At 70.2% G+C, this 23,348-nt stretch carries 19 protein-coding genes; 10 read left to right on the forward strand and 9 right to left on the reverse strand.

Going from position 1 to position 23,348, the window contains the following annotated elements; genetic code table 11:
- Positions 1 to 79: 79 nt before the first annotated feature.
- The 5 genes from ACWDO5_RS25135 to ACWDO5_RS25155 all read right to left on the reverse strand — a co-directional run bounded on the left by ACWDO5_RS25135 (position 80) and on the right by ACWDO5_RS25155 (position 5,232).
- On the reverse strand, positions 80 to 778 hold the full coding sequence (locus ACWDO5_RS25135) for an ester cyclase (protein ID WP_450532618.1): 699 nt from the start codon (positions 776 to 778) through the stop codon (positions 80 to 82).
- An 88-nt stretch (positions 779 to 866) separates the two neighbouring features.
- Complete coding sequence (locus ACWDO5_RS25140) at positions 867 to 1,940, reverse strand: hydroxyacid dehydrogenase (protein ID WP_450532619.1); 1,074 nt, start codon at positions 1,938 to 1,940, stop codon at positions 867 to 869.
- A gap of 199 nt (positions 1,941 to 2,139) precedes the next feature.
- Complete coding sequence (locus ACWDO5_RS25145; protein WP_450532620.1) at positions 2,140 to 2,913, reverse strand: SDR family NAD(P)-dependent oxidoreductase; 774 nt, start codon at positions 2,911 to 2,913, stop codon at positions 2,140 to 2,142.
- A 10-nt stretch (positions 2,914 to 2,923) separates the two neighbouring features.
- Complete coding sequence (locus ACWDO5_RS25150) at positions 2,924 to 4,471, reverse strand: multicopper oxidase family protein (RefSeq protein WP_450532621.1); 1,548 nt, start codon at positions 4,469 to 4,471, stop codon at positions 2,924 to 2,926.
- Positions 4,472 to 4,563: 92 nt separating this feature from the next.
- The gene (locus ACWDO5_RS25155) at positions 4,564 to 5,232 is read right to left on the reverse strand and encodes an MOSC domain-containing protein (protein WP_450532622.1); all 669 of its coding nucleotides are present in this window, start codon (positions 5,230 to 5,232) and stop codon (positions 4,564 to 4,566) included.
- Positions 5,233 to 5,312: 80 nt separating this feature from the next.
- Between ACWDO5_RS25155 and ACWDO5_RS25160 the strand changes: the two genes are divergently transcribed.
- Positions 5,313 to 6,203 (forward strand): LysR family transcriptional regulator, encoded by an 891-nt coding sequence (locus ACWDO5_RS25160; RefSeq protein WP_450532623.1) that lies wholly within the window; start codon positions 5,313 to 5,315, stop codon positions 6,201 to 6,203.
- 75 nt (positions 6,204 to 6,278) lie between these two features.
- Here ACWDO5_RS25160 and ACWDO5_RS25165 read toward each other — a convergent pair whose 3' ends face one another.
- Entirely contained in the window at positions 6,279 to 6,602 is a 324-nt protein-coding gene (locus tag ACWDO5_RS25165) for a WhiB family transcriptional regulator (RefSeq protein WP_450532624.1), read from the reverse strand.
- 429 nt (positions 6,603 to 7,031) lie between these two features.
- On the opposite strand from ACWDO5_RS25165, the gene ACWDO5_RS25170 reads away from it, so the two are divergent.
- The 4 genes from ACWDO5_RS25170 to ACWDO5_RS25185 all read left to right on the forward strand — a co-directional run bounded on the left by ACWDO5_RS25170 (position 7,032) and on the right by ACWDO5_RS25185 (position 11,340).
- Positions 7,032 to 7,643: a response regulator transcription factor gene (locus tag ACWDO5_RS25170; protein WP_003948568.1), complete on the forward strand. Its 612-nt coding sequence runs from the start codon at positions 7,032 to 7,034 to the stop codon at positions 7,641 to 7,643.
- Between the two features lie 254 nt (positions 7,644 to 7,897).
- Entirely contained in the window at positions 7,898 to 8,485 is a 588-nt protein-coding gene (locus ACWDO5_RS25175; protein WP_450532625.1) for a sigma-70 family RNA polymerase sigma factor, read from the forward strand.
- Positions 8,486 to 8,613: 128 nt separating this feature from the next.
- Positions 8,614 to 10,116 carry an IMP dehydrogenase gene (gene guaB, locus ACWDO5_RS25180; protein ID WP_450532626.1) on the forward strand — a complete coding sequence of 501 codons (1,503 nt, stop codon included), beginning with the start codon at positions 8,614 to 8,616 and terminating at the stop codon, positions 10,114 to 10,116.
- Between the two features lie 99 nt (positions 10,117 to 10,215).
- A complete protein-coding gene (locus ACWDO5_RS25185) occupies positions 10,216 to 11,340 on the forward strand; it encodes a GuaB3 family IMP dehydrogenase-related protein (protein WP_450532627.1) in 1,125 nt (374 codons plus the stop codon).
- A 61-nt stretch (positions 11,341 to 11,401) separates the two neighbouring features.
- Here ACWDO5_RS25185 and ACWDO5_RS25190 read toward each other — a convergent pair whose 3' ends face one another.
- Both ACWDO5_RS25190 and ACWDO5_RS25195 read right to left on the reverse strand, forming a co-directional pair.
- Positions 11,402 to 11,890, reverse strand: a complete 489-nt coding sequence (locus ACWDO5_RS25190) for a hypothetical protein (RefSeq protein WP_450532628.1) — start codon at positions 11,888 to 11,890, stop codon at positions 11,402 to 11,404.
- 112 nt (positions 11,891 to 12,002) lie between these two features.
- Positions 12,003 to 13,244 carry a nucleotide sugar dehydrogenase gene (locus ACWDO5_RS25195; RefSeq protein WP_450532629.1) on the reverse strand — a complete coding sequence of 414 codons (1,242 nt, stop codon included), beginning with the start codon at positions 13,242 to 13,244 and terminating at the stop codon, positions 12,003 to 12,005.
- A 226-nt stretch (positions 13,245 to 13,470) separates the two neighbouring features.
- On the opposite strand from ACWDO5_RS25195, the gene ACWDO5_RS25200 reads away from it, so the two are divergent.
- Positions 13,471 to 15,177: a glycerol-3-phosphate dehydrogenase/oxidase gene (locus ACWDO5_RS25200; protein WP_450532630.1), complete on the forward strand. Its 1,707-nt coding sequence runs from the start codon at positions 13,471 to 13,473 to the stop codon at positions 15,175 to 15,177.
- Between the two features lie 349 nt (positions 15,178 to 15,526).
- Here the strand turns inward: ACWDO5_RS25200 and ACWDO5_RS25205 are convergent, their stop codons facing one another.
- Positions 15,527 to 15,799, reverse strand: a complete 273-nt coding sequence (locus ACWDO5_RS25205) for a hypothetical protein (RefSeq protein ID WP_450532631.1) — start codon at positions 15,797 to 15,799, stop codon at positions 15,527 to 15,529.
- Positions 15,800 to 15,862: 63 nt separating this feature from the next.
- Between ACWDO5_RS25205 and ACWDO5_RS25210 the strand changes: the two genes are divergently transcribed.
- The 4 genes from ACWDO5_RS25210 to ACWDO5_RS25225 all read left to right on the forward strand — a co-directional run bounded on the left by ACWDO5_RS25210 (position 15,863) and on the right by ACWDO5_RS25225 (position 22,859).
- Positions 15,863 to 17,875: a serine/threonine-protein kinase gene (locus ACWDO5_RS25210; RefSeq protein WP_450532632.1), complete on the forward strand. Its 2,013-nt coding sequence runs from the start codon at positions 15,863 to 15,865 to the stop codon at positions 17,873 to 17,875.
- Between the two features lie 165 nt (positions 17,876 to 18,040).
- A complete protein-coding gene (locus tag ACWDO5_RS25215; protein WP_450532633.1) occupies positions 18,041 to 20,686 on the forward strand; it encodes a protein kinase in 2,646 nt (881 codons plus the stop codon).
- Between the two features lie 218 nt (positions 20,687 to 20,904).
- Entirely contained in the window at positions 20,905 to 22,518 is a 1,614-nt protein-coding gene (locus tag ACWDO5_RS25220; RefSeq protein WP_450532634.1) for a serine/threonine-protein kinase, read from the forward strand.
- A 95-nt stretch (positions 22,519 to 22,613) separates the two neighbouring features.
- Positions 22,614 to 22,859 carry a hypothetical protein gene (locus tag ACWDO5_RS25225; protein ID WP_450532641.1) on the forward strand — a complete coding sequence of 82 codons (246 nt, stop codon included), beginning with the start codon at positions 22,614 to 22,616 and terminating at the stop codon, positions 22,857 to 22,859.
- Positions 22,860 to 23,348 lie beyond the last annotated feature (489 nt).

Here is a 23,348-nt window from a genome sequence, read left to right on the forward strand (position 1 = left end):
TCGATGAACTACGCCTCGATCGCCCTCCTCGCGGTGCTGATCCTGGCCACCGTGTGGTGGTGTTTGTCCGGGCGCGCTGTTACTGACCCATCGCGCCGAGCTGCCGCGTCAGGCCGACGATGTCGAAGTGCCACCAGCCTTCCTGGATCTTGCCGTCCTTGAACCGGAAGATCGTGGTGCCCGTCATGGTGCACTGCTTGCCCGTGGGCGCGATTCCCATGAAGTCGCCGTGGTGAGTGCCGGTCCAGGTCCACAGCGTCGCAACGTCGTCGCCCTCGCAGATCTGCCTGTCCAGGTTGAAGGTGAAGTCGAAGGCCGCGCGCCATCCGCTGACATCGCGGCGGATGACGTCGGACCCGACCACGGTGTCCTCTTCCTTCATGATGTCGTGGTCGGCGTAGTCGGCCGCGAACACTTCGTCGATGGCGTCGAGGTTGCCCCCGGTGGCAATCTCGTGGAAGAACCGGCGAGAGGTTGCCTGATTCAACTGTTCGTCGCGGACAACATCGAGGTCGGTGAAGGTGGGCATCTCGTCGCAGAGGGCCACCATCTCCTGGAAGATCCGGTCCGTCTCCGGCAGCTTGGAGTTCTTCACCGCCTCTTCGTACGACGGAAATTCGACGATCTCGACGAAGTGCGACCCGTCGTCGCGGTCCTTGCCGATGAGGCTGTGGGTGGCGGTCCGCTTGCCTTGGGTCTGTTCGACCCACCGGTCCATCAGGCGGTCCATGTCGTCGAACCGCTCGGTCTTGCAGTCGATTATCTGTACGAATTTCATTGTGCCTCCCGGTCTGGGTGGGATGCATCCATTTTAGTGATATACGAGGCTTTTGAGGGTTCGAGGCGAGTTGGTTCAGGCCGAGCGCTCAGGCCGAGTGATTCAGGGCCCCGGGATGGACCGGGTCCGCGAAGGGCAGCCCCCGGGTGTAGCGCTCCAGCTCGTCGAGGGCCTGGTCCGCCATCCGGTGGAGCTCATTGCCCAGCGAGCCGGCGATATGCGGGGTCAGCAGGACATTCGGCAGGGTGTACAACGGCGAGTCGCCGGCTGGGACCTCGGGGTCGGTGACATCGAGTACGGCGTGCAGCCGGCCCGAAACCAGCTCCGGCAGCAGCGCGTTCTCGTCGATCAGCGAGCCGCGCGAGGTATTGATCAAGGTCGCGCCGTCCGGCAGCAGCGCGAGCCGGCGTGCGTCGATCATGTGGCGAGTGGTCGCCAGCTGTGGAGCGTGGACCGTGACGATACTGCTGAGGTGGCAGAGCTCGTCCAGCTCGGTGCGTACGACGCCCAGTTTCGCCGCCTCGGCGTCGGTGACGTACGGGTCGTACAGCAGCACCCGCACGTCGAAGGGGCGCAGCAATTCGATCACCCGGCGGCCGATCCGGGACGCGCCGACGATGCCCACCGTACGGCGGTAGTTGCCGGCTCCGTCGAATCCGCACAAGTCGTGGTCGGTGCGCAGCCGCTCGTAGCGCTGGGCCGAGCGCAGGACGCGCTTGCCGGCGAAGAGAATCGCGGCGAGCGTGTACTCGGCGACGGGCAGGGCGTTGGCCGCGGCGGCCGAGGTCACTGTGATGCCGCGGGCCCAGCAGGCGTCGGTGATGTGGTGCTTGACGGATCCCGCGGCGTGGACGACGGCGCGCAGCCGGGGAGCGCCGGCGAGGACTTCGGCGGTGAGCTGGGGCGCGCCCCAGCAGGTCAGCAGGACTTCGGCGGCGGCGAGAGCGGCGGCGACCGGGGGCGTCGGGGCGGCCAGGTCGTGGGCGATCAGGTGCGGGTCGGTGCGGGCGAGGGCGTTGAGGCGGTCGCGGTGGCGGTCGGCGAACAGGCGCTCGGCGATGCCCGGGCCCATGGCGAGCAGAAGCGCGGGGCGCTCGGCGCCTGGCTGGGCGGGACGCTCGCCGGGGTTGTCCGCCGGGCGATTGTCAGTGGCGTGGTGCATGGTGGAACTCGAGCTCCTCGTATGTCGCTTGAGGTCACTTCACGCTGCCGGTGGTCAGGCCCCGCCTTGCAGTGGCGCTGCGGGGAGACGAAGGCGAGCTTTGCCGAACCGGAGCCCGCACCCGTCCACACCCTTGCCGCTGCCGAAGTCACAGGCCACTTTGTCCACAACAGCCGGCCCGACAGCAGCCGCAATACCCTTACTGCGGACCGTACTTCCGGTCTGTCCTGGACGTGATCCCGCCGAGCAGCCTGCGCGGCGCCAGCTTCACCGCACCCATCAGCGCCTTGTACCGCGGGTCCGGGATGGACAGCGACTTCCCACGGGCCAGGTCCGACAGCGCCGCCGACACCAACTTGTCCGCGTCCAGCCACATCCACCCCGGGATGTTGTCCGTCCCCATCCCGGCCCGCTGGTGGAACTCCGTGCGTACGAAACCGGGGCACAGCGCCATCAGCCGCACCCCCGACCCCGCCAGATCGCGGGCCGCTCCCTGCGTGAACTGCACGACCCACGCCTTCGAAGCACCGTACGTCCCGCGCGGCACGAACGCGGCCACCGACGCCACATTCACCACCCCGCCCCGCCCGCGTTCGCGCATCGACTCCGCAGCCGCCGAGGTGAGCCGCAGCACCGCCTCGCAGTGCACCTTCAGCATCGTCAGCTCGTCGGCCATGGACACTTCGAGGTAGCGCCCCTTGTTCCCGAACCCGGCGTTGTTGACCAGCAGTTCCACCGGGTTCTTGGGGTCGGACAGCCGCTTCTCGACCGCCCCGATCCCGTCGTCCTGCGACAGATCGGCGGTCAGCACTTCCGCCTCGATGCCGTGCCGGTCGTGCAGCTCGGTGGCCTGCTCCTGCAGCCGCTTGGTGTCGCGGGCCACCAGCACCAGGTTGTGTCCCTCGGCGGCGAGCCGCCGCGCGAACGCGGCGCCGATCCCCGCGGTCGCTCCCGTAATCAGTGCAGTCGTCATAGGCGGCACGTTAGTGCCCCGTGTCTGAGTGCGGTGCACGCACCGTGCCCGCCCGCTGTCCCTTCTCGACGACCACGAACTGACCCATCATCCCCAGGTCCTCGTGGTACAGCAGATGGCAGTGGTACATGTACGGAGTGTCCGGGTCCGCGGGCCCGTCGAAGCGCATCGCGAGCTTGACCGTCGTGTTCGGCGGCACGAACACCGTGTCCTTCGCGCCGCGCAGCTCCGGCGGCGGCTGCTTGCCGTCCACCTCCAGCACCCGGAACTGCACATCATGCACATGGAAGTTGTGCGGTGTGCCGTGCTCATTGCGTACGGTCCAGGTTTCGGCGGTGCCTCGGGTGACCGTCTCGTCGATGCGGTCCATCTTCATGCTCTTGCCGTTGATGCCGGTGGTCACAAGACCGAAGAACCGCCCGCGTACCGAGTCCGACCCGTCGGGGACCTCCAGCTTGCCCAGCTCGCCGGGGATGTCGGGCGAGGGGCGCAGCACATTGGCGGCGCGCAGCTCCAGTACGTCGAAGCTGTCGTCGGCACCGGCGAGCCGCCCCTGCCAGCCGCCTCCGTAACTGTCGTGCGGGAAGCTGCGCAGCACGGTCTTCTCGCCCGGTTTCATCCGCACCACGACTTCGGCCCGCTCACCGGGTGACAGCTGGATGCGGTCCATCCGGGCCGGGTTCTCGAGCAGCCCGCCGTCCGTCCCGATCAGCACGAACTCACGGTCGTCGGAGAATCCGAAGTCGTAGATGCGGGCGGTCGAGGCGTTGAGCAGCCGCAGCCGTACGAGCTCGTCGCCGACGACTTTGTACGGATCGAGGGTGCCGTTGACCATCGTCCGGTCGCCAAGGAACCCGGTGTCCCGCAGGATCTTGTGCCCGAAGTCGAACTCCGCCCCGCTGAAGCGGACGTCCTGGACGATGACCGGCAGATCGTCGACGCCGTACTTCTTGGGCAGCGCCAGCCCCGCGGACTTCTCGTCGTCGAGGAGGAACATCCCGGCCAGCCCCCGCTGCACATGCTTCTCCGTCCTGCCGTGCGGATGCGGGTGGTACCAGAGAGTCGAGGCCGGCTGGTTCACGGTCCAGTGCGGGGTCCAGGTCGCCCCGGGGGCGACCATCTGGTGCGGACCGCCGTCCATCTTCGCGGGCAGATGCATGCCGTGCCAGTGCACGGTGGACTCCTCGCCCAGCGTGTTCTTGATCTTCACCTCGACCTTCTCGCCGCGCTTGGCACGCAGCGTCGGCCCGAGATAGTCACCACCTGCCGCGTCCTGGGGACGACCCGCGGAATCCTCGAAGTACCAGGTGGGTGTGGACTTCCCGGCTCGGAACTCCTTCTGACCGGCCTGCATGGTCAGTTCGAAGAGCCGGGTCCCGTCGGGCTTCACCGTCGACTTCGCGAGTGGAGGTACGGCCAGCTCGTTGCTGAACTCCGTCGTGCCGACCGTGGACACCTCGGCGTTCGCGTAGACATACAGAGCACCGCTACCGAGTGCGAGGGCTATGACGACGACGGCCGTCGTGAGAATGATGAGGACGCGCTTCAGGCGAGACATACAACGAGCGTCCTGTGGGCCGCTCGTGGCGACATCGGGGACGGCCCCCAGCCGTCCCCGAATTAAATCCCTTACGGTCTAAGGGATTTCCCCTACGCGCCGAACTTCGCCACGTACTCCCGGGCGTCCTTGAGCTGCTCGGGGTGGAGCGCGTCGCCCGCCGCGAGGACCTGGGGCAGCAGCGTCCGCTCGGTAGTGTCCGCCCGGAACGACAGATGGACCGTCACCTCGTGGTCCGGCCGGTGCACGATCTCGATCGCGTCGCCCGCGCGGATCTCGCCGGGCTCGATGACGCGCAGATACGCGCCGGGCGCGCCCTGCTGCGTAAAGCGCTTGACCCACCCTTTCTCGCCCAGCCAGCCAGCGAACGTACGACACGGAACGCGGCCGCTCGTCACCTCCAGCACCAGTTCGCCGCCGATCCGCCAGCGCTCGCCGATCCTCGCCCCGCTCACATCGAGCCCGCTCGTCGTGAGGTTCTCCCCGAACGCGCCGTTGGCGAGTGGCCGGCCCAACTCCCGCTCCCAGAAGTCGAGATCCTCGCGGGCGAATGCGTACACCGCCTGGTCGGTGCCGCCGTGGTGCCGCAGATCGCAGACCGCGTCCCCGGCCACCCCGCCGGCCCCCTCGCCCTTGGGGCCCGGGTCCATCACTCGTACGGCCGCGTCGGCCGGCTTCTTGTCGATGCCGGTCGCGCCACCCGGTGCGTCGGTGTACTCGACGGTCGTGCGCCGGCCCACATTCACAGTCAGAAGCTTCATGGACAGCACGCTAACCCCCGGCTCTCAAACGAACCACCCAACAATGGGGGTTTCCCCCAAGGTCCCCTTATATTCGGAGGGTGATCGAAGCCCGTCATCTCCGAGTTCTGCGCGCCGTGGCCGCCACCGGCTCGTTCTCGGCCGCCGCGCGTCGGCTGGGCTGCACCCAGCCCGCCGTCAGCCAGCAGATGAAGGCACTGGAGAACTCCGCGGGCACCCCGTTGCTGATCCGTACGGGCCGCGAAATGCGCCTGACCCAGGCGGGCGAGGCGCTTGTACGCCACGCGTCGGGCATCCTCGCCGGGCTGACCGCGGCCGAGGAGGAGATCGCCGCCATCGCCGGTCTGCGGGCCGGCCGGGTCCGACTCGTGTCGTTCCCCAGCGGCAGCTCCACGCTCGTGCCGACCGCACTCGCTGCCCTGCGCGCGGCCCACCCGGGCACCCGGGTCTCCCTCGTCGAGGCCGAGCCGCCGCGCTCGGTGGAGATGCTGCGCGAGGGTGACTGCGATGTGGCGCTGGCCTTCCGGTACGGCGTGGCAACGGCGGAGTGGGACGACCTGATCGTCCGCCCCTTGCTCACCGACCGCCTCGTCGGGCTGGTCCCCGAGGGCCACCGGCTCGCCGATTCGGGCGCGGTGAGCATCGGCGATCTGGCCGATGAGCCCTGGATCGCGGGCTGTCCTCGCTGCCGCCGCCAGCTCGTCGAGGTCTGCGAGGAGGCCGGGTTCACACCTCGCATCGACTTCGCCACCGACGACTATCCGGCCGTGATCGGCCTGGTGGGAGCGGGTCTCGGCGTGGCGGTGCTGCCCGAACTCGCGATGGAGTCGGTGCGGCCCAAGGGCGCGCGCACCGTGACCGTCGAGCCGTCCGTGCACCGCGAGACCGTCGCGCTCACGCTTGTGGACCTGGCCCAGGTCCCCGCGGTCGCGGCCACGCTCGACCAGCTGACCCTGGCCGCGCATCGCTAGAACTCGACCACCCCCCGTCCGAGGCCGACGGGGGTGGTGCAGGAACGTTTCTTCGAAATGTTCGAACCTCGGGTGTCAGCTGGGCGCCGTGCCTCCCGCGCTGGTTGCCGGAATCAGTCGGTGCCGCGCGCGCCCCATCAGCTCCTCGCGCTCGTCCTCCGTCAGTCCGCCCCACACGCCGTACGGCTCCCGCACCGCCAGCGCGTGCGCCGCGCACTCCGCGCGGACCGGGCACCTCATGCAGACCTCTTTCGCCGAGTTCTCGCGCGCGCTTCGTGCCGCGCCCCGCTCGCCCTCGGGGTGGAAGAAGAGAGAGCTGTCCACCCCACGGCAGGCTGCGAGGAGCTGCCAGTCCCACAAATCGGCGTTGGGTCCGGGAAGGCGGGAGAAATCTGCCATAGCGCATGTCCCCTTGAAACCGTGCTGAGTGGATACAGGTCAGGTCGAACACGAGCGGATACGAGCCGATCCGGCACCCGCACGTGCCTCACGACCGTACATCTACTGTGTTAGTAGATGTAAATATGACTCATTGCGAATCTAGCCACATACGCCACAAAAAGGGAAGAAATGGCGCTAAATGGGGCATAGCTTCCGGGTGAAGGACTCGTGACCTGCAGTGCTCTCCTCCGCGCACGGCCCCTCACATAGAGTGCTGATGGCGGCAGTCCGACCCGTAACTCTTTCGAGTGACCGTCGTTGAGAGTGCGGAAGCGGTTGAAAGAACAAGCGCTCGGGCACATGTCCGACAGCGTTCAACCGCACAGGTGACGAAACGTACCCAGCCTGGAGGCTCAAGGTGACGCGCATCAGCTGCGGAGGGCGGCCATGACATCCGTCCTCGTCTGCGACGACTCCCCGCTTGCCCGAGAGGCGCTCCGCCGGGCGGTTGCGACCGTTCCCGGCGTCGAGCGCGTGACGACCGCGGCCAACGGCGAGGAAGTCCTCCGCCGCTGGGGCGCGGACCGCTCGGACCTGATTCTGATGGACGTACGCATGCCCGGTCTGGGCGGCGTCGAGACGGTCCGCCGACTGCTGTCCGCGGACCCCGGCGCCCGGATCATCATGCTGACCGTCGCCGAGGATCTGGACGGCGTCGCGCTCGCGGTCGCCGCCGGCGCGCGCGGCTATCTGCACAAGGACGCCTCGCGCGCCGAGCTGCGCGCGACCGTCACCCAGGCGCTTGCAGATCCGACCTGGCGGCTCGCCCCGCGGCGGCTGCGCTCGGCCGAGATGGGCGCGGCGCCCACGCTCACCGCGCGGGAGATCCAGGTGCTCGAAGGCATGAGCCACGGACGGTCGAACGCGGAGATCGGCCGTGAGCTCTTCCTCTCCGAGGACACGGTGAAGACGCACGCCCGGCGTCTTTTCAAGAAACTGGGCGCCTCGGACCGGGCGCACGCCGTCGCGCTCGGATTCCGCTGGGGTCTGGTCCGCTAGGTCCCGCCAGTGCTTCGCCGCGGGGGTACGACGAACCCCGCCCGCCGTCGGGTGGGCGGGGTGACGGATGCCCGTGGGCATCCGTTTCCCTCGCGATGCCGCATCCTTGAGGGGTGGAGGACCTCGGGGACGAGTCGGTCGAGCGGAAGGGGAGGGCGCAGGAGATGAGTTCCGGCGCACCTACTCATAACGCTTCGGTGCACAACATTGGACGCGGTGCCACGGAATCTCAGCCGTCAAGGCACCATGGACCGATGCGTGACGACGAGGCTGCGAACGCCCAAGGGGCCATCGGTGCGCTCGTTCATCTTGCCGTCGATGGCGACGAGCAGGCTACGCACGATCTGCTCGCGCACGTCCATCCGCTCGCGCTGCGCTACTGCCGCACCCGGCTCAGCCGGCTGCCGGGCGACGCGCGCCACTTCGTGGAGGACCTCGCACAGGAGGTCTGTGTCGCAGTGCTCATGGCGTTGCCTCGGTACAAGGACACCGGCAGGCCCTTCGAGGCATTCGTCTTCGCCATCGCGTCGCACAAGGTCGCCGATCTGCAGCGGGCCGCCATGCGGCACCCGGGATCGACCGCCGTGCCGTCCGACGAGATGCCGGAGCGCCCCGACGACTCCCTCGGTCCCGAGGAGCGCGCGTTGCTCAGCTCGGACGCCGAGTGGGCCAAGAAGCTCCTCGCCAACCTCCCGGAGAACCAGCGCGAGCTGCTGGTGCTGCGGGTGGCGGTGGGGCTGACCGCCGAGGAGACCGGGCAGATGCTGGGCATGTCCCCGGGCGCGGTACGGGTCGCGCAGCACCGGGCGCTCAGCCGGCTGCGGGCGCTGGCCGAGCAGTGACTCGCGCGCCGCGCCGCGTACGTACGAACACACAAACCTGCCCAGTGATCTTGATCGTGGAATGAGACGGGTGTGGAGCCCGTTAGCATGGGCATCCGCACCGATCAAGGCCATTTGGGGAAGGTGTCATGACCAACGTCGACGGAGTGCCCGATAAATTCGCGACACTCGGGCTGACCTACGACGATGTGCTGCTGCTGCCGGGCTCGTCGGACATGGCGCCCGACCAGATCGACACCTCCTCGTACATCTCGAAGAACGTACGGGTGAACATCCCGCTGCTGTCCGCCGCCATGGACAAGGTCACCGAGGCCCGGATGGCGATCGCCATGGCCCGGCAGGGTGGCGCAGGTGTGCTGCACCGCAATCTCTCCATCGCCGACCAGGCCAACCAGGTCGACCTGGTCAAGCGCTCCGAGTCCGGCATGGTCACCGACCCGATCACGGTGAACCCGGACGCGACGCTCGCCGACGCCGACCGGCTGTGCGCGAAGTTCCGCATCAGCGGTGTCCCGGTGACCGACCGCGGGGGCAAGCTGCTCGGCATCGTCACCAACCGCGACATGGCCTTCGAGACGGACCGCAGCCGCCAGGTGCGCGAGGTCATGACCCCGATGCCACTGGTCACCGGCAAGGTCGGGATCTCCGGTGTGGACGCCATGGAGCTGCTGCGCCGGCACAAGATCGAGAAGCTTCCGCTGGTCGACGAGGCCGGTGTGCTCAAGGGCCTGATCACGGTCAAGGACTTCGTCAAGGCCGAGAAGTACCCGATGGCCGCCAAGGACAAGGAAGGCCGGCTGCTCGTCGGCGCGGCCGTCGGCGTCGCGGGCGACGCTTTCGAGCGGGCCCAGGCGCTGATCGAGGCGGGCGTCGACTTCATCGTCGTCGACACGGCGCACGGTCACTCGCGGCTGGTCGGCGACATGGTCGCCAAGATCAAGTCGAACGCCTCAGGCGTCGATGTGATCGGCGGCAACATCGCCACGCGCGACGGCGCGCAGGCGCTGATCGACGCCGGCGTCGACGGCATCAAGGTCGGCGTCGGACCTGGCTCGATCTGTACGACCCGCGTGGTCGCCGGCATCGGCGTACCGCAGGTCACGGCGATCTACGAGGCCTCGCTCGCCGCCAAGGAGGCCGGCGTCCCGGTGATCGGCGACGGCGGCCTGCAGTACTCCGGAGACATCGCGAAGGCGCTGGTCGCGGGCGCGGACACGGTGATGCTCGGCTCGCTGCTCGCGGGCTGCGAGGAGTCGCCGGGTGAGCTGCTCTTCATCAACGGCAAGCAGTTCAAGTCGTACCGCGGCATGGGTTCACTCGGCGCGATGCAGTCCCGCGGCGAGCAGCGCTCCTTCTCCAAGGACCGCTACTTCCAGGAGGGTGTCGCCTCCGACGAGAAGCTGGTGCCCGAGGGCATCGAGGGCCAGGTGCCCTACCGCGGCCCGCTCTCCGCGGTGGTGCACCAACTGACCGGCGGTCTGCGGCAGTCGATGTTCTACGTCGGCGGCCGGACGGTGCCGGAGTTGCAGGACCGCGGCCGGTTCGTACGGATCACGTCGGCGGGGCTCAAGGAGAGCCACCCGCACGACATCCAGATGACGGTCGAAGCGCCGAACTACAGCAGGAAGTAGTCCACGCGTGATCAGGGGCGGCCCCGGTTCCCGGGACCGCCCCTGACGTGTGTGTCGGGGATACTGGAACGGCAGACGTAGAGGGAAAGGCCACACAACGTGACTGAGATCGAGATCGGGCGCGGCAAGCGCGGCCGCCGGGCGTACGCGTTCGATGACATCGCCGTCGTGCCGAGTCGGCGCACCCGGGACCCGAAGGAGGTCTCGATCGCCTGGCAGATCGACGCCTACCGCTTCGAGCTGCCCTTCCTGGCCGCTCCGATGGACTCGGTGGTCTCCCCGCAGACCGCGATCCGCATCGGTGAGCTGGGCGGTCTGGGCGTGCTGAACCTCGAGGGTCTGTGGACCCGGTACGAGGACCCGCAGCCGCTGCTCGAGGAGATCGCCGGTCTCGACGAGGCCGCCGCGACCCGCCGTCTGCAGGAGATCTACGCGGCTCCGATCAAGGAGGACCTGATCGGGCAGCGGATCAAGGAGGTGCGCGACTCGGGCGTGGTGACCGCCGCTGCGCTCTCACCGCAGCGCACCGCGCAGTTCTCGAAGGCCGTCGTGGACGCGGGCGTCGACATCTTCGTCATCCGCGGCACCACCGTCTCGGCCGAGCATGTCTCGGGCGCCGCGGAGCCGCTGAACCTGAAGCAGTTCATCTACGAACTCGATGTGCCGGTCATCGTGGGCGGCTGCGCCACCTACACGGCCGCGCTGCACCTGATGCGTACGGGCGCGGCGGGCGTGCTGGTCGGCTTCGGCGGCGGGGCCGCGCACACCACGCGCAACGTCCTGGGCATCCAGGTCCCGATGGCGACGGCTGTCGCGGATGTGGCCGCGGCCCGCCGTGACTACATGGACGAGTCCGGCGGCCGGTACGTTCACGTCATCGCGGACGGTGGTGTGGGCTGGTCGGGCGACCTGCCGAAGGCGATCGCGTGCGGCGCGGACGCGGTGATGATCGGCTCGCCGCTGGCCCGTGCGACGGACGCGCCGGGGCGCGGTCACCACTGGGGCATGGAGGCGGTCCACGAGGACGTGCCGCGCGGCAAGCTGGTGGACCTGGGCATCGTGGGCACGACCGAGGAGGTCCTGACCGGTCCTTCGCACAGCCCTGACGGGTCGATGAACTTCTTCGGCGCGCTGCGCCGGGCGATGGCGACGACGGGCTACAGCGAGCTCAAGGAGTTCCAGCGGGTCGAGGTGACGGTGGCGGACTCGCAGCACCGCCGCTGACGCCGCTGCGTACGAAAGGGGCCCCGTACCGGCTGGTGCGAGGCCCCTTCGCGCGCCTGGCTCAGGCGTTGGCCTTCTTGGCGCCGGCGAACGCGGCGACGGCGCCGACGGCGAGGAAGACGTAGGACATGGCGTCCGCAGCCTCCTTCCACACCGTGGTCAGGTCGCTGAAGTTGTTGAAGAAGTACTCCGTGAAGGAGAGGTCACCCAGCTTTGTGAAGATGATCGCGATGGCGACCAACTGGCCCAGGTAGACGGCGCCCAGCGCGAGCACCGCGCTGGCGGTGGGCAGCACGGGGTTGCGACCGCCGGCCTTGGCGGCGGCGAAGCCGACCAGGAAGCCGACACCGATGGCCGCGTAGCCGATCTCGCGCTCGATGGCACCGCCTATGCCGCCGTACGCGCCCGCGGCGACCAGTGCGGCGACGATGGCCGCGGCGATGCCGAGTCCGACGTTGTTACGGACGGGCGCCGGCGGCGGTGCCGGGGCGTACTGGGCGTCGGCGGCGGCGAACGGGTTGCCGGTCGGCGGTGGGACAGGCTGGCTCATGTGGAATTTCCCCCAGGGACGAATGCATCGCACGACCGTGCGAGCGGAGATCCCGGAGACTAGCATTCGGGTCCGACAGTGCCGCAGCGAGTTATCGGGCTGTTGTTCTCGCTCAGAGCCGGTGTGCGGCGCCGGCCGGGGTGGCTCCCCTTGTGTCGAGCAGGAGTTGGGCCTTGACCGCCAGACCCTGGAGGTCGTACGTGCGGTGGTGCTGGAGCAGCACCGTCAGGTCCGCGCTGGCGGCGGCTTCGTAGAGCGAGTCCGCGCGGGGGACGGCCAGTTCGCGCACCCGCCAGTCCGGGATGTGCGGATCGTGGTAGCTGACGGAGGCGCCCAGGTCCATCAGGCGGCGGGCGATTTCGGTGGCGGGGGAGCTCTCCAGGTCGGGGAGGTCCGGCTTGTAGGTGATGCCGAGGAGCAGCACGCGCGCGCCCCGGGCCGATTTGCCGTGTTCGTTGAGGAGCGTGGCGCAGCGCTGGATGACGTACTGCGGCATCCGGGTGTTGATCTCCTGGGCGAGGCCGACCATCCGTAGTGGGTGACCGGGGGTGCGTCCGGTGGGCGGGAGGCAGTTGGGGTCCAGGGGGACGCCGTGGCCGCCGACGCCGGGGCCGGGGCGGAAGGCCTGGAAGCCGAAAGGCTTGGTCTCGGCGCAGCGGATGACGTCCCAGAGGTCGACGCCCAAGTCGTGACAGAGCACTGCCATCTCGTTGACCAGGGCGATGTTGACGTGGCGGAAGTTCGTCTCGAGGACCTTGACGGTCTCGGCCTCGCGCGGTCCGCGCGCGCGGACCACCTTGTCGGTGAGGCGGCTGTAGAAGGCGGCGGCCGATTCGGTGCAGGCGGGGGTGAGACCCCCGATGACTTTGGGGGTGTTGGCGTAGCCGTGCGTGCGGCTGCCCGGGTCGACGCGGCTGGGGGAGTACGCGAGATGGAAGTCGCGGCCCGCCCGCAGCCCGGAGCCTTCTTCGAGGATCGGGCGGAGGAAGGTTTCCGTGGTGCCGGGCTGGACGGCGGATTCGAGCAGCACGGTGGTGTGCGGGCGCAGCCGGGCGGCGAGCGCGCGGGCGGCCTCGGCGAGTGGCGTGAGGTCGAGGTTGCCGTCCGCGCCGAGGGGGGTGGGGGCACAGATGGCGGCGGTGCGTACGCGGCCCAGCTCGGCCGGGTCGGTGACGGTCCTGAAGCCTCCGGAGAGCATGCGGCGGATGTCGGCGGGGGTGCGCCCCGCCGCCGGTTCCGTGAGATGGCGGGGGTCGGTGTCGTAGCCGATGGTCTCGATGCCGGCGGTTACGGCGGCCTGGGCGAGGGGCAGGCCGAGATGACCGAGTCCGATGACGGCGAGATCTGCGGGCATGGCGTAGGCCGTCCTTCCCTTAACCGGAGGGGACAGAGAGCGCAAGCCCTGTGGGCAGAACGAGCAGGCGCAATGTCAGACTAGGCGTAAATATGACCGATATGCCGCATTGTGAGCCTGTGGCTGTCCGAGTGTTATCCACAGGCGGTGGCTGAAGTCGTCGACTGCGGACAGAATCGACGTTGTGAGCCCGACCGCAGACACACGGGGGCGACGGGAGGCAGCAATGAGGACAGCGACACTGGGACCCGAAGAGCGTGCCGAGGCGCTTGCCCAGATGGCCGAGCGTGAACTGGACGTACTGGTGGTGGGCGGGGGCGTGGTCGGAGCCGGGACCGCGCTGGACGCCGTGACGCGAGGGCTCTCCACCGGTCTGGTCGAGGCCCGTGACTGGGCGTCCGGCACATCGAGCAGATCGAGCAAGCTCATCCACGGCGGCCTGCGCTATCTGGAAATGCTGGACTTCGCGCTCGTGCGGGAAGCGCTGAAGGAGCGCGGATTGCTGCTGGAGCGGCTGGCGCCGCATCTCGTGAAACCGGTGCCGTTCCTGTATCCGCTGCAGCACAACGGCTGGGAGCGGCTCTACGCCGGATCGGGCGTCGCGCTGTACGACGCGATGTCGGTGTCGTCGGGGCACGGGCGGGGACTGCCCGTGCACCGGCATCTGACGCGGCGCCACGCACTGCAGGTCGCGCCCTGCCTGAAGAAGGACTCGCTGGTCGGGGCGTTGCAGTACTACGACGCGCAGATGGACGACGCGCGCTATGTGGCCACGCTGGTGCGGACGGCCGCGAGCTACCGCGCCCACGTCGCCAGCCGGTCCCGGGTGATCGGCTTCCTGCGGGAGGGCGAGCGGGTCGTGGGTGCGCGGGTTCAGGATGTGGAGGCCGGCGGGGAGTACGAAATCCGGGCCAAGCAGGTTGTCAATGCGACCGGCGTGTGGACGGACGACACCCAGGCGCTGATCGGGGAGCGCGGGCAGTTCCATGTGCGCGCCTCCAAGGGCATCCACCTGGTGGTGCCCAAGGACCGGATCCACTCGACCAGCGGGCTGATCCTGCGGACCGAGAAGTCGGTGCTGTTCGTCATCCCCTGGGGACGGCACTGGATCGTGGGGACGACCGACACCGACTGGGACCTCGACAAGGCCCATCCGGCGGCGTCCAGCGCGGACATCGACTATCTGCTGGAACACGTCAACTCCGTGCTGGCCGTCCCGCTGACACGGGACGACGTCGAGGGGGTGTACGCGGGGCTGCGGCCGCTGCTCGCCGGGGAGTCGGACGCGACCAGCAAACTGTCGCGCGAGCACACGGTGGCGCATCCGGTGCCGGGCCTCGTCGTCGTGGCCGGCGGCAAGTACACGACGTACCGGGTGATGGCGAAGGACGCGGTGGACGAGGCGGTGCACGGGCTCGACCAGCGAGTCGCGGCCTGCGTCACGGAGAACGTGCCGCTGGTCGGCGCCGAGGGCTACGGCGCGCTGTGGAACGCACGGGCGAGGATCGCGGCACGGACGGGGCTTCATGTGGTCCGTGTGGAGCACCTGTTGAACCGGTACGGCTCGCTGACCGAGGAGGTGCTGGCGCTGATCGCCGACGACCCGAAGCTCGGCGAGCCGCTCGTGGGTGCGGAGGACTATCTGCGGGCCGAGATCGTGTACGCGGCGTCGCACGAAGGGGCGCGACACCTCGACGACGTGCTGACGCGGCGGACCCGGATCTCGATGGAGACGTTCGACCGGGGGACGCGCAGTGCGCGCGAGTGCGCGGAGTTGATGGCGCCGGTTCTCGGCTGGGAGAAGGAGCAGATCGAGAAGGAGGTGGAGCACTACGAGAAGCGGGTGGAGGCGGAGCGCGAGTCGCAGCGGCAGCCTGACGACCTGACGGCGGACGCGGCGCGGCTGGGGGCGCCGGACATCGTGCCGCTCTGATCCCGGCACCGGTCTGATCTCGAGCCCGGGTGCCGGCGATCCGCCCGGGGGCGCTGATCTCGGTGACGGCCGGGCAGGGCTGCGACCAGCGGGGCGGTGAGCTTTACGCCGAGTAGTGGCATTGTGGGTGGTCCCAACATCCCGGACCCGTCCTGGCGGACGCGGACCCGGGAATAACGCCGGTCCCGGAGTAAGGGACAATGGAAGCTCTGCCAGGGCGGGTTACCGCATCGCGCGGGAAGCGGCAGGCGCGGGCGAAGATCAGGGATCGCAGAGGGGACGCATGTCGGAGGCGGAGCAGTCGCGGGAGCCCCAGCGGGACACGGCCGGGGAGCCCAAGGAGCCCACGTCACGGGAGTTGGGGGCGGGTTCCGGTAAGCAGTCCGCGGAGGATGCTGAGCGAGGCGCGGATTCTGGTTCGGGCGGCGGGGCCGGGGGTGGGGCCGAAGGGGTTGCCGCCCCGGGCGCCGAGGCCGGTTCCGGAGCCGGAGCCGGAGTCGAACCCGGGCGCGGGTCCGGTGTCCGGTCCGAGGCCGGAGCTACGGCCGGAGCAGGGGTCGAGGAGTCGGGCGAGGCTGCGGGACAGGTGTCCGCGAGGGGTTCCGACGCGAGTGCCGTGCACGAGGGTGAGCGGAAGTCCGAACAGGGCTCAGAGCAGAGCGGCTCCGGGAAGGGGGACGAGAGTGTGGCCGCCCAGTGGGCTGACAGCGGTTCGGGGCGGGGCGACGCTTCCGGTGCCGGGCGGGAGTCCGCGCAGACCGCTGACAGTGGGTCAGCGCCGGGCGGCGCGTCCGGGACCGGGGCAGGTGCCGGGCGGGGGGCCGGGCAGAGTGCCGTCAAGGCGGGCGCGGCCGGGAAGAGTTCCGGGCGGGAGGCCGACGGGCGGCTGCTCGCGGGGCGCTACCGCCTCGGAGGCGTGCTCGGTCGCGGCGGCATGGGCACCGTCTGGCGGGCCGTCGACGAGACCCTCGGCCGTACGGTCGCGGTGAAGGAGCTCCGCTTCCCCAACACCATCGACGAGGACGAGAAGCGCCGGCTCATCACGCGTACGCTGCGCGAGGCCAAGGCCATCGCTCGAATTCGCAACACCAGCGCGGTGACCGTGTACGACGTCGTCGACGAGGACGACCGCCCGTGGATCGTCATGGAGCTCATCGAGGGCAAGTCGCTTGCCGAAGCCGTGCGCGAGGACGGGACGCTGACGCCGAGGAGGGCCGCCGAGGTCGGGCTCGCGATCCTCGACGTACTGCGCTCCGCGCACCACGAGGGCATCCTGCACCGCGATGTGAAGCCGTCCAATGTGCTGATCGCCGAGGACGGGCGCGTCGTGCTCACGGACTTCGGCATCGCGCAGGTCGAGGGCGACCCGTCGATCACTTCGACCGGCATGCTCGTCGGCGCCCCCTCGTACATCTCGCCGGAGCGCGCCCGCGGTCACAAGCCCGGTCCTGCCGCGGACCTGTGGTCGCTGGGCGGGCTGCTGTACGCGAGCGTCGAGGGCAGCCCGCCGTACGACAAGGGCTCCGCCATCGCGACGCTGACCGCCGTGATGACCGAGCCGCTCGACCCGCCGAAGAACGCGGGCCCGCTGGAGCAGGTCATCTACGGCCTGCTCGCCAAGGACCCCGATCAGCGGCTGGACGACGCGGGCGCGCGGGCGTTGCTCACCGAAGTGCTCTACGCGCCCGAGGTGCCGGAGCGGCCCGACGAGCCCGAACCGTCGCCCGATGCAACGCGCGCCATACCGCTGCCGCCGATTCCCACGGCGCCGCCGCGGCCGAGGCTGAAGGATCCGGCCGCCGACCGGGTGCGCGCCGCGCTGCGCTCCGTACGGAATGCCGCGGCGGCTGCGAAGCCCGAACCGAAGCCTCGGCCGGCGCCGCAGACGCCCGCCGCGCGACCCGTGCCGGTGCGGGCGCCGCTCACCGATGTGGTGCCCCGCCGCACCCTGGTGATCATCGCGGTTGTCGCCGCGCTCGCCGTGCTGACCACCGTGCTCTTCCTGACACTGGGCGGCGACGACTCAGGCAGCCAGGGCAAGCCCAAGGACGGCAAGACCGCTTCGGCGGCAGCTGCGAACGGCGGAAGTGGCAACGGCACGGGCACGGACGCCGGCCCGGACAAGGGCAAGGACACCGGCACCGGCGACAACGGCAACGGCAACGGGAGCGGTGGGAGTGCGGGCGGCGGGCAGCCGTCCGGCGGGCCCAAGACGGACCAGCCCGCGGGCGGGGGCGGGGTGCCGGCCGGGTACGCCCTGGTCTCCAACGACCGGTTCCACTTCACGATGGCGATGCCCAAGAACTTCAAGCTGACCGGCATCGCCGGCCGGAACTCCGGCGGAATCTTCAGCCGGAACGGCGGGTTCCCGCGCGTGCAGGTCGACTTCACCAGCAGCCCCAAGGACGACGCGGCCGCCGCCTGGACCGCCGCGGTGGCCGGGACCCGCGCCAGCAGCACCGGCTACAAGCACGTGGGGATCACAAAGGTCGCCTACAACGGCTATCCGACGGTCGCAGACTGGCAGTTCGAGCGCAATCAGGGCGGCCAGCGGGTACGGGTCCTCAACAGGGGCTTCAAAGTGGACGCCGGGCGCGGCTACTCGATCATGATCACGTGCAAGGCGAGCGAATGGCAAAGCACGGAGTGCGAGACGTTGCTCAAGACGGCGTTCGCCACATTCAAGCCCAAGGACTGAGCAAGGCCACGTATCGTGAGAGCTCGCGGACGGTAAGCAGCTGCAAGGGGTCGTATGAGGCCGTAAGGGGCCATCAGATGACCGGAATTGACGGCTTGCTGCGACACGGCTGCGACACCTCCGGGACGGACCGGCCTGGGGACAGCATGCTCGTGGGGAGGCGTCGTGGACGACTATGCGGGAAGGGTGCTCGCCGACCGCTACCGTCTGCCGCTGCCGCCCTCCGACGAGTACGAACTGGTCGAGACCCGCGCGTTCGACACCTATAGCGGGCAGGAAGTTCTGGTGCGGCAGGTGCCGTTGCCGGAGGTCGTGGACGCGGAGGTCGTCGAAGCGGACGGGCTGGCCGGCGCGGCGGTACCGCGGCGGACCCAGGGTCGTACGACCCGCAGGCCCACGGACCCGGCGGTGCGGCGGGCCATCGAGGCCGCGCAGGCGGCCGCGCAGATCCCCGACCACCCGCGCCTGGACCAGGTCTTCGACGTCTTCGCGGAAGGCGGTTCGCTCTGGATAGTGAGCGAACGTGTCGCGGCGCGGCCGCTGGCGGCGCTGCTCGCGGAGAAGCCTCTCAGCCCGTACAGGGCGGCGGAGGTCGCCTCCGACGTGCTCACCGCGCTGCGTGTGCTGCACGCGCACGGCTGGACCCACCGGAACATCACCGTCCGTACGGTGCTCGTCTGCGACGACGGGCGTGTGGTCCTGACCGGCCTGGCGTCGGGCGCGGCGGAGGAGGCGCTGTGCGGGTACGCCCCGGTGCCCGGTCCGCCGGACGAGCATTCGGAAGAGTCCCAGGAGTACGACGACCGTTCGGGCGAGCCCGCGCTGTCCGGCGACCCGTCGGGAGAGCCCGCGCTGCCCGCCGCCCCGGCCGCGCTGCCCGGCGTCGGCGCCGGGACGGGTGCCGGGACCGGCGTGCCGGACGTCCGGGCCGCCAGGGCGGGTGCGATCGCGGCGTACCGCGCGGGTGCCCGGGCCGCGGCCCGCGTCAGCGAGGACCAGCGCCAGGGCGACGGCTCCGGCGACACGGGGGACCGTCCGGTGCAGGGCTTCGACCCGGACTGGTGGGCCAGGCGGCCGGGCGAGTTGGGGCCGGTCATCGATGTGGACGACACCGACGACGACATCGACGAGGACGAGATCGAGGGCGGCTGGCACCCGGGCGGCGGGCCGCGCGGCCCCGGCCGCGCCAGGCTGGCGGGGACGTGGCACGACGGGCCGTTCCCGGGACACGACGGCCCACGCCCCCTCCCGGCCGGTGGCGGCCCCGCCGATGATCGGTCCACCCCTGAACTGCCGTACGGCGCACGCCAGGTTGGCCCGGACGGTAAGCCCCGCGCCGCCCGCGACCGCCCCGCCGGCGACCCGTACGCCTCCCGGCCCGCGCGCCCCGGCGCCCGCGCCGGCAAGACCCCCGCCACCAGCAGCGCCAGCAGCTGGAACCAGGGCGGTGCCGGGCGGGAAGCCCTGCGGGCCGATGCCCAGCGGCAGCCCGTCGCGGCCGGGACCCCCGCGCCCACCGGACGGTGGGACGAGATCGTCGCGAGCGGCAGCCCGCCCGCTTACCGCGGCCCCGCAACGCCGCTCGCCGCCGAGCGTGCCCGGCAGGCGCGCATCGCCGTCGTCGGGGCCGTCACCGAGCGGTGGGCCCCCGAGCAGGCCGGACCCGTCCACGAGAACTGGCAGTTGGCGGCCCCCGTCGGCCCCGCCACCGATCTCTGGGCTCTGGGCGCGTTGCTCTACCGGGCCGTGCAGGGGCACGCCCCCTACCCCGAGGAGAGTGCGGTCGAGCTGGTCCAGCTCGTGTGCGCGGAGCCGCCCGCGTTCGCCGAGGAGTGCGGGCCGCTGCGCCCGGTAGTCGAGTCGCTGCTGCGCCAGGACCCCACGGAGCGCCCGGACTTCGAGGAGCTGCGCGGCTGGCTGCGTTCGCTCGTACGGTCCGCGCCCGAGCCCGAGGCGGGGATGGACGTCGTGCCGGTCCCGTCGAGCCCGGTGGACGGCACCCGGCTGCCGGTCGTACGCCGCCGGGGCGAGCTCGTGCGCAAACGCCGCGCGGGCTCGGCCGAAGTGGTGCACGGCCGCCACCGCCACAAGAAGGCCCGGGGCAACCAGGAGCGGCGTGGGCCGCGGACGCTCGGCCGCACCCTCCTGCTGCTGATCCTGCTCCTCCTGGTCGCCGCGATCGCGTACGCCGTGCTGTTCATGCCGAAGAGCGAGCCACAGCAGCAGAACCAGCCCCAGGGCAACGGCGGCGGGCGACCGTCGGCGGCCGGGCCGAGCCCGGACGGTTCGGGCCCGGACACCCCGCCCACCAGCCCCGGCGCCCAGCAGCCCGAGACCTCCGCGCCGGCCGGGAACCTGCCGTACGGCTATACGCTGCGTAAGGACCCGGAGGGCTTTCAGATAGCCGTCGACAAGACCTGGCAGCGCCGCCCCATCAATGACATCGGTCAAGTCCGTTACGCCGACGGCGACTTCACGCTGATCGTCGTTCCCGGCCGCGACACCGTGAAGGCGAACGGCAACGACCCGCTGGTGTATCAGCGCGACAAGGAGCGCGAGCTCCAGCGGTGGCGGGATTCCTCCTGGGCCGGGGCGAGCGGGCTGCGCCGTATCGAAGTGGGTCAGCAGGTCATGGCCGAGGGCCAGTTCACCTGGCAGGACAGCAACGGCCGCGAGGTGTACGTACGCAACCTCGCCCTGATAGTCGGCGGCAGCTACCACGTCGTCCAGGTGATCGGCCCCGAGGGCCAGCGCGACAAGGTGACGGAGGTCTTCCGGGAGGCCACGACCGCGTACCGTGCCACCCGTTAGACCGCCATACACTCGCCGGATACCGCCCAACACCCGCCGGAGAGCGCCCAACACCCGCCGGAGACCCGGCCAAGACCACGCCGGAAATCCGTTAGTGGGCGTTTTGGCTCCGGTTGCGCAGAGTCACGAGCATCACAGTGCGGTCACTTGAGGCATCCGAGGTTCCGTGGCCGTACTCCCCTCCGTAACCTGTGATCCCAAGGAACGGGGCGGGGGACGTGGAACACTCTCAAAGCACGGGCGCGGGTCTACTGCTCGCGGGGCGTTACCGCCTGAGCGAGACCATCGGCAGCGGCGGCATGGGCAAGGTCTGGCGCGCACATGACGAGCTGCTGCACCGGGTGGTCGCGGTCAAGGAGCTGACTGCCGGGCGGTATGCCTCCGAGGCCGACCGGGTCGTCCTGCACGCCCGCACCCAGAAGGAGGCCCGGGCCGCCGCCCGGATCAGCCATCCCGGTGTCGTCACCGTGCACGATGTGCTGGAACACGACGCCCGCCCCTGGATCGTCATGCAGTACGTCGACGGGCCTTCGCTCGCCGACGCGGCCAAGAAGTCCGGGCGAATACCTGCGCAGGAGGCCGCCCGGATCGGGCTGCACGTCCTGCGCGCGCTGGGCGCCGCGCACGCGGCCGGGGTGCTGCACCGGGACGTCAAGCCCGCGAACGTACTGCTCAACCGCGACGGCCGGGTGCTGATCACCGATTTCGGCATCGCCGCCATCGAGGGCGACTCGACGATCACCAGGACCGGGGAAATCGTGGGGTCCATCGACTACTTGGCGCCCGAGCGGGTCCGCGGCGCCGATCCGGGGCCCGCGTCCGACCTCTGGTCGCTGGGCGCGACGCTGTACACGGCGGTGGAGGGGGAGTCGCCGTTCCGGCGCTCGTCGCCGTTGTCCACGATGCAGGCCGTGGTGGACGAGGAGCCGCGCCATCCCGAGCGGGCGGGACCTCTGGCACCGGTGATCATGGCGCTGCTGCGCAAGGACCCGGCGGCCCGGCCGTCGGCCGCCGAGGCCGAGCAGTTGCTGCTGGAGGCGATGGGAGGCGGCTCGTCCGCCGCCACGAGGAAACACGTACCGCCCCAGCGGACGACTCAGCAGCACACCCGGCCCGTGACCACGCAGCTGCCCTCCCCGACGCCCGCCGCTCCCGTCCCCCTCCCGCACCCGCACCCGCACCCGGGGCACGCCACCAGGCCTTCCGCGGCTGAGCCCCGGCGCGGCGGCCGCCTGCGCAGGGCGGCGATCGTCGTCGTCCTCGCGGCCCTCGTCGGCGGCGGCGCGGGACTGGCGGCCATGAAGTACGCGGGCGGCGGCAACGACGGCGGGGAGCGCACCGGTACGGAGTCGACCGTGCGGCCGGGCACCTCGTCGAGCGTGCCGACCGGCTGGCAGCCGGTGGATGACCCGGAGGGGTTCAGCCTGTGGGTACCGGACGGCTGGACGCGCCAGACGGACGGCGACCAGATCGACTACACGCCCGACAACGGCCGCCATCGCATCCGGATCAGCAGCGACACGTCGCCCGACTTCGAGAATCCGTACATGCACATGCTGGACATGGAGAAGGGGCTGGAGAAGCGGCTGCCCAAGTACAAGAGGCTGAAGCTGGGCCCCAACACCTTCCGTGACCAGACGAACTCCGCGCAGTGGGAGTTCACCTGGACCGAGAAGACGACCTTCCCCGGCCCGCGGCGGGCCATCGACCAGATGTACTACACGGACGCCGGCACTGAGTACGCGCTCTACATGTCGGGACCGGCCGACGACTGGGCGACGACCCGCGAGCAGTTCGACACCATGCTGCGGGGCTGGCGGCCTCCGGCATGATGGACACAGGCTGATCGAGAGGGAGTTGCGTGTCCGAGGAAACGCGGCTGATCGCGGGCCGCTAGCGGCGCCTCGACCGGCTGGGACGCGGGGGCATGGGCACCGTGTGGCGCGCGGACGACGAGCTGCTCGGGCGTCGCGTTGCCGTCAAGGAGCTGCATCCGGAGGACGCCGGGAGCGGCCGTTCCGCGTCCCCGTACACCTCCAGGGCCGCGCCGCTGCGCGAGGCTCGCGCCGTCGCTCCTTCTCGTAACTGGGGGCAAGCCCCCAGACCCCGTACGGCCTTCGGCCGTGTCCTCAATCGCCGGCTGGGCTGGAAAGTCCAGCTCAGCGCGAGCTGAAGTGACTGAAGGACGGCGGCCCGCGCGCGGGCCAGTTCACCGCGTCCGAGGCGAAGGGCACCTCCGTCCCCGCCAATCACCGCGGTGTCGACGCCGCCCTGCTGGACGTGACGTACTACGCGCAGGAAGGCGACACCGCGCGTCCGGTCCACCGGCTGGGTGACCAGCAAGGTAAAGCCTGCGGAGCGCACGTAAGATCAGGGCCCGCCCCGGCAGCGCGCACAACACCCACCCCAGTGGGGAGGAAACAGGAACCCGCCTCAAGGCGAACCGCACACGCGGACACCAGGGAGGAAATCCCCCACATTCATGTGGGGGAGGAGGTCAAACCGTGCTCGTCGAGATACCCAAGGGCAGTAAGGAGGAGGCCGAGGGGCAGGATCTGTTCCGCGGCGTACGAGAGCGGTTGAAGCTCGGCAAAGCCGAGGCGAGCCCCTGATCAGCCTTTATCTGCCAGTGATCACTGGCGCTATGGTGAGGGCCTGGTGA

It is taken from the genome of Streptomyces sp. NPDC000880 (assembly GCF_053599675.1).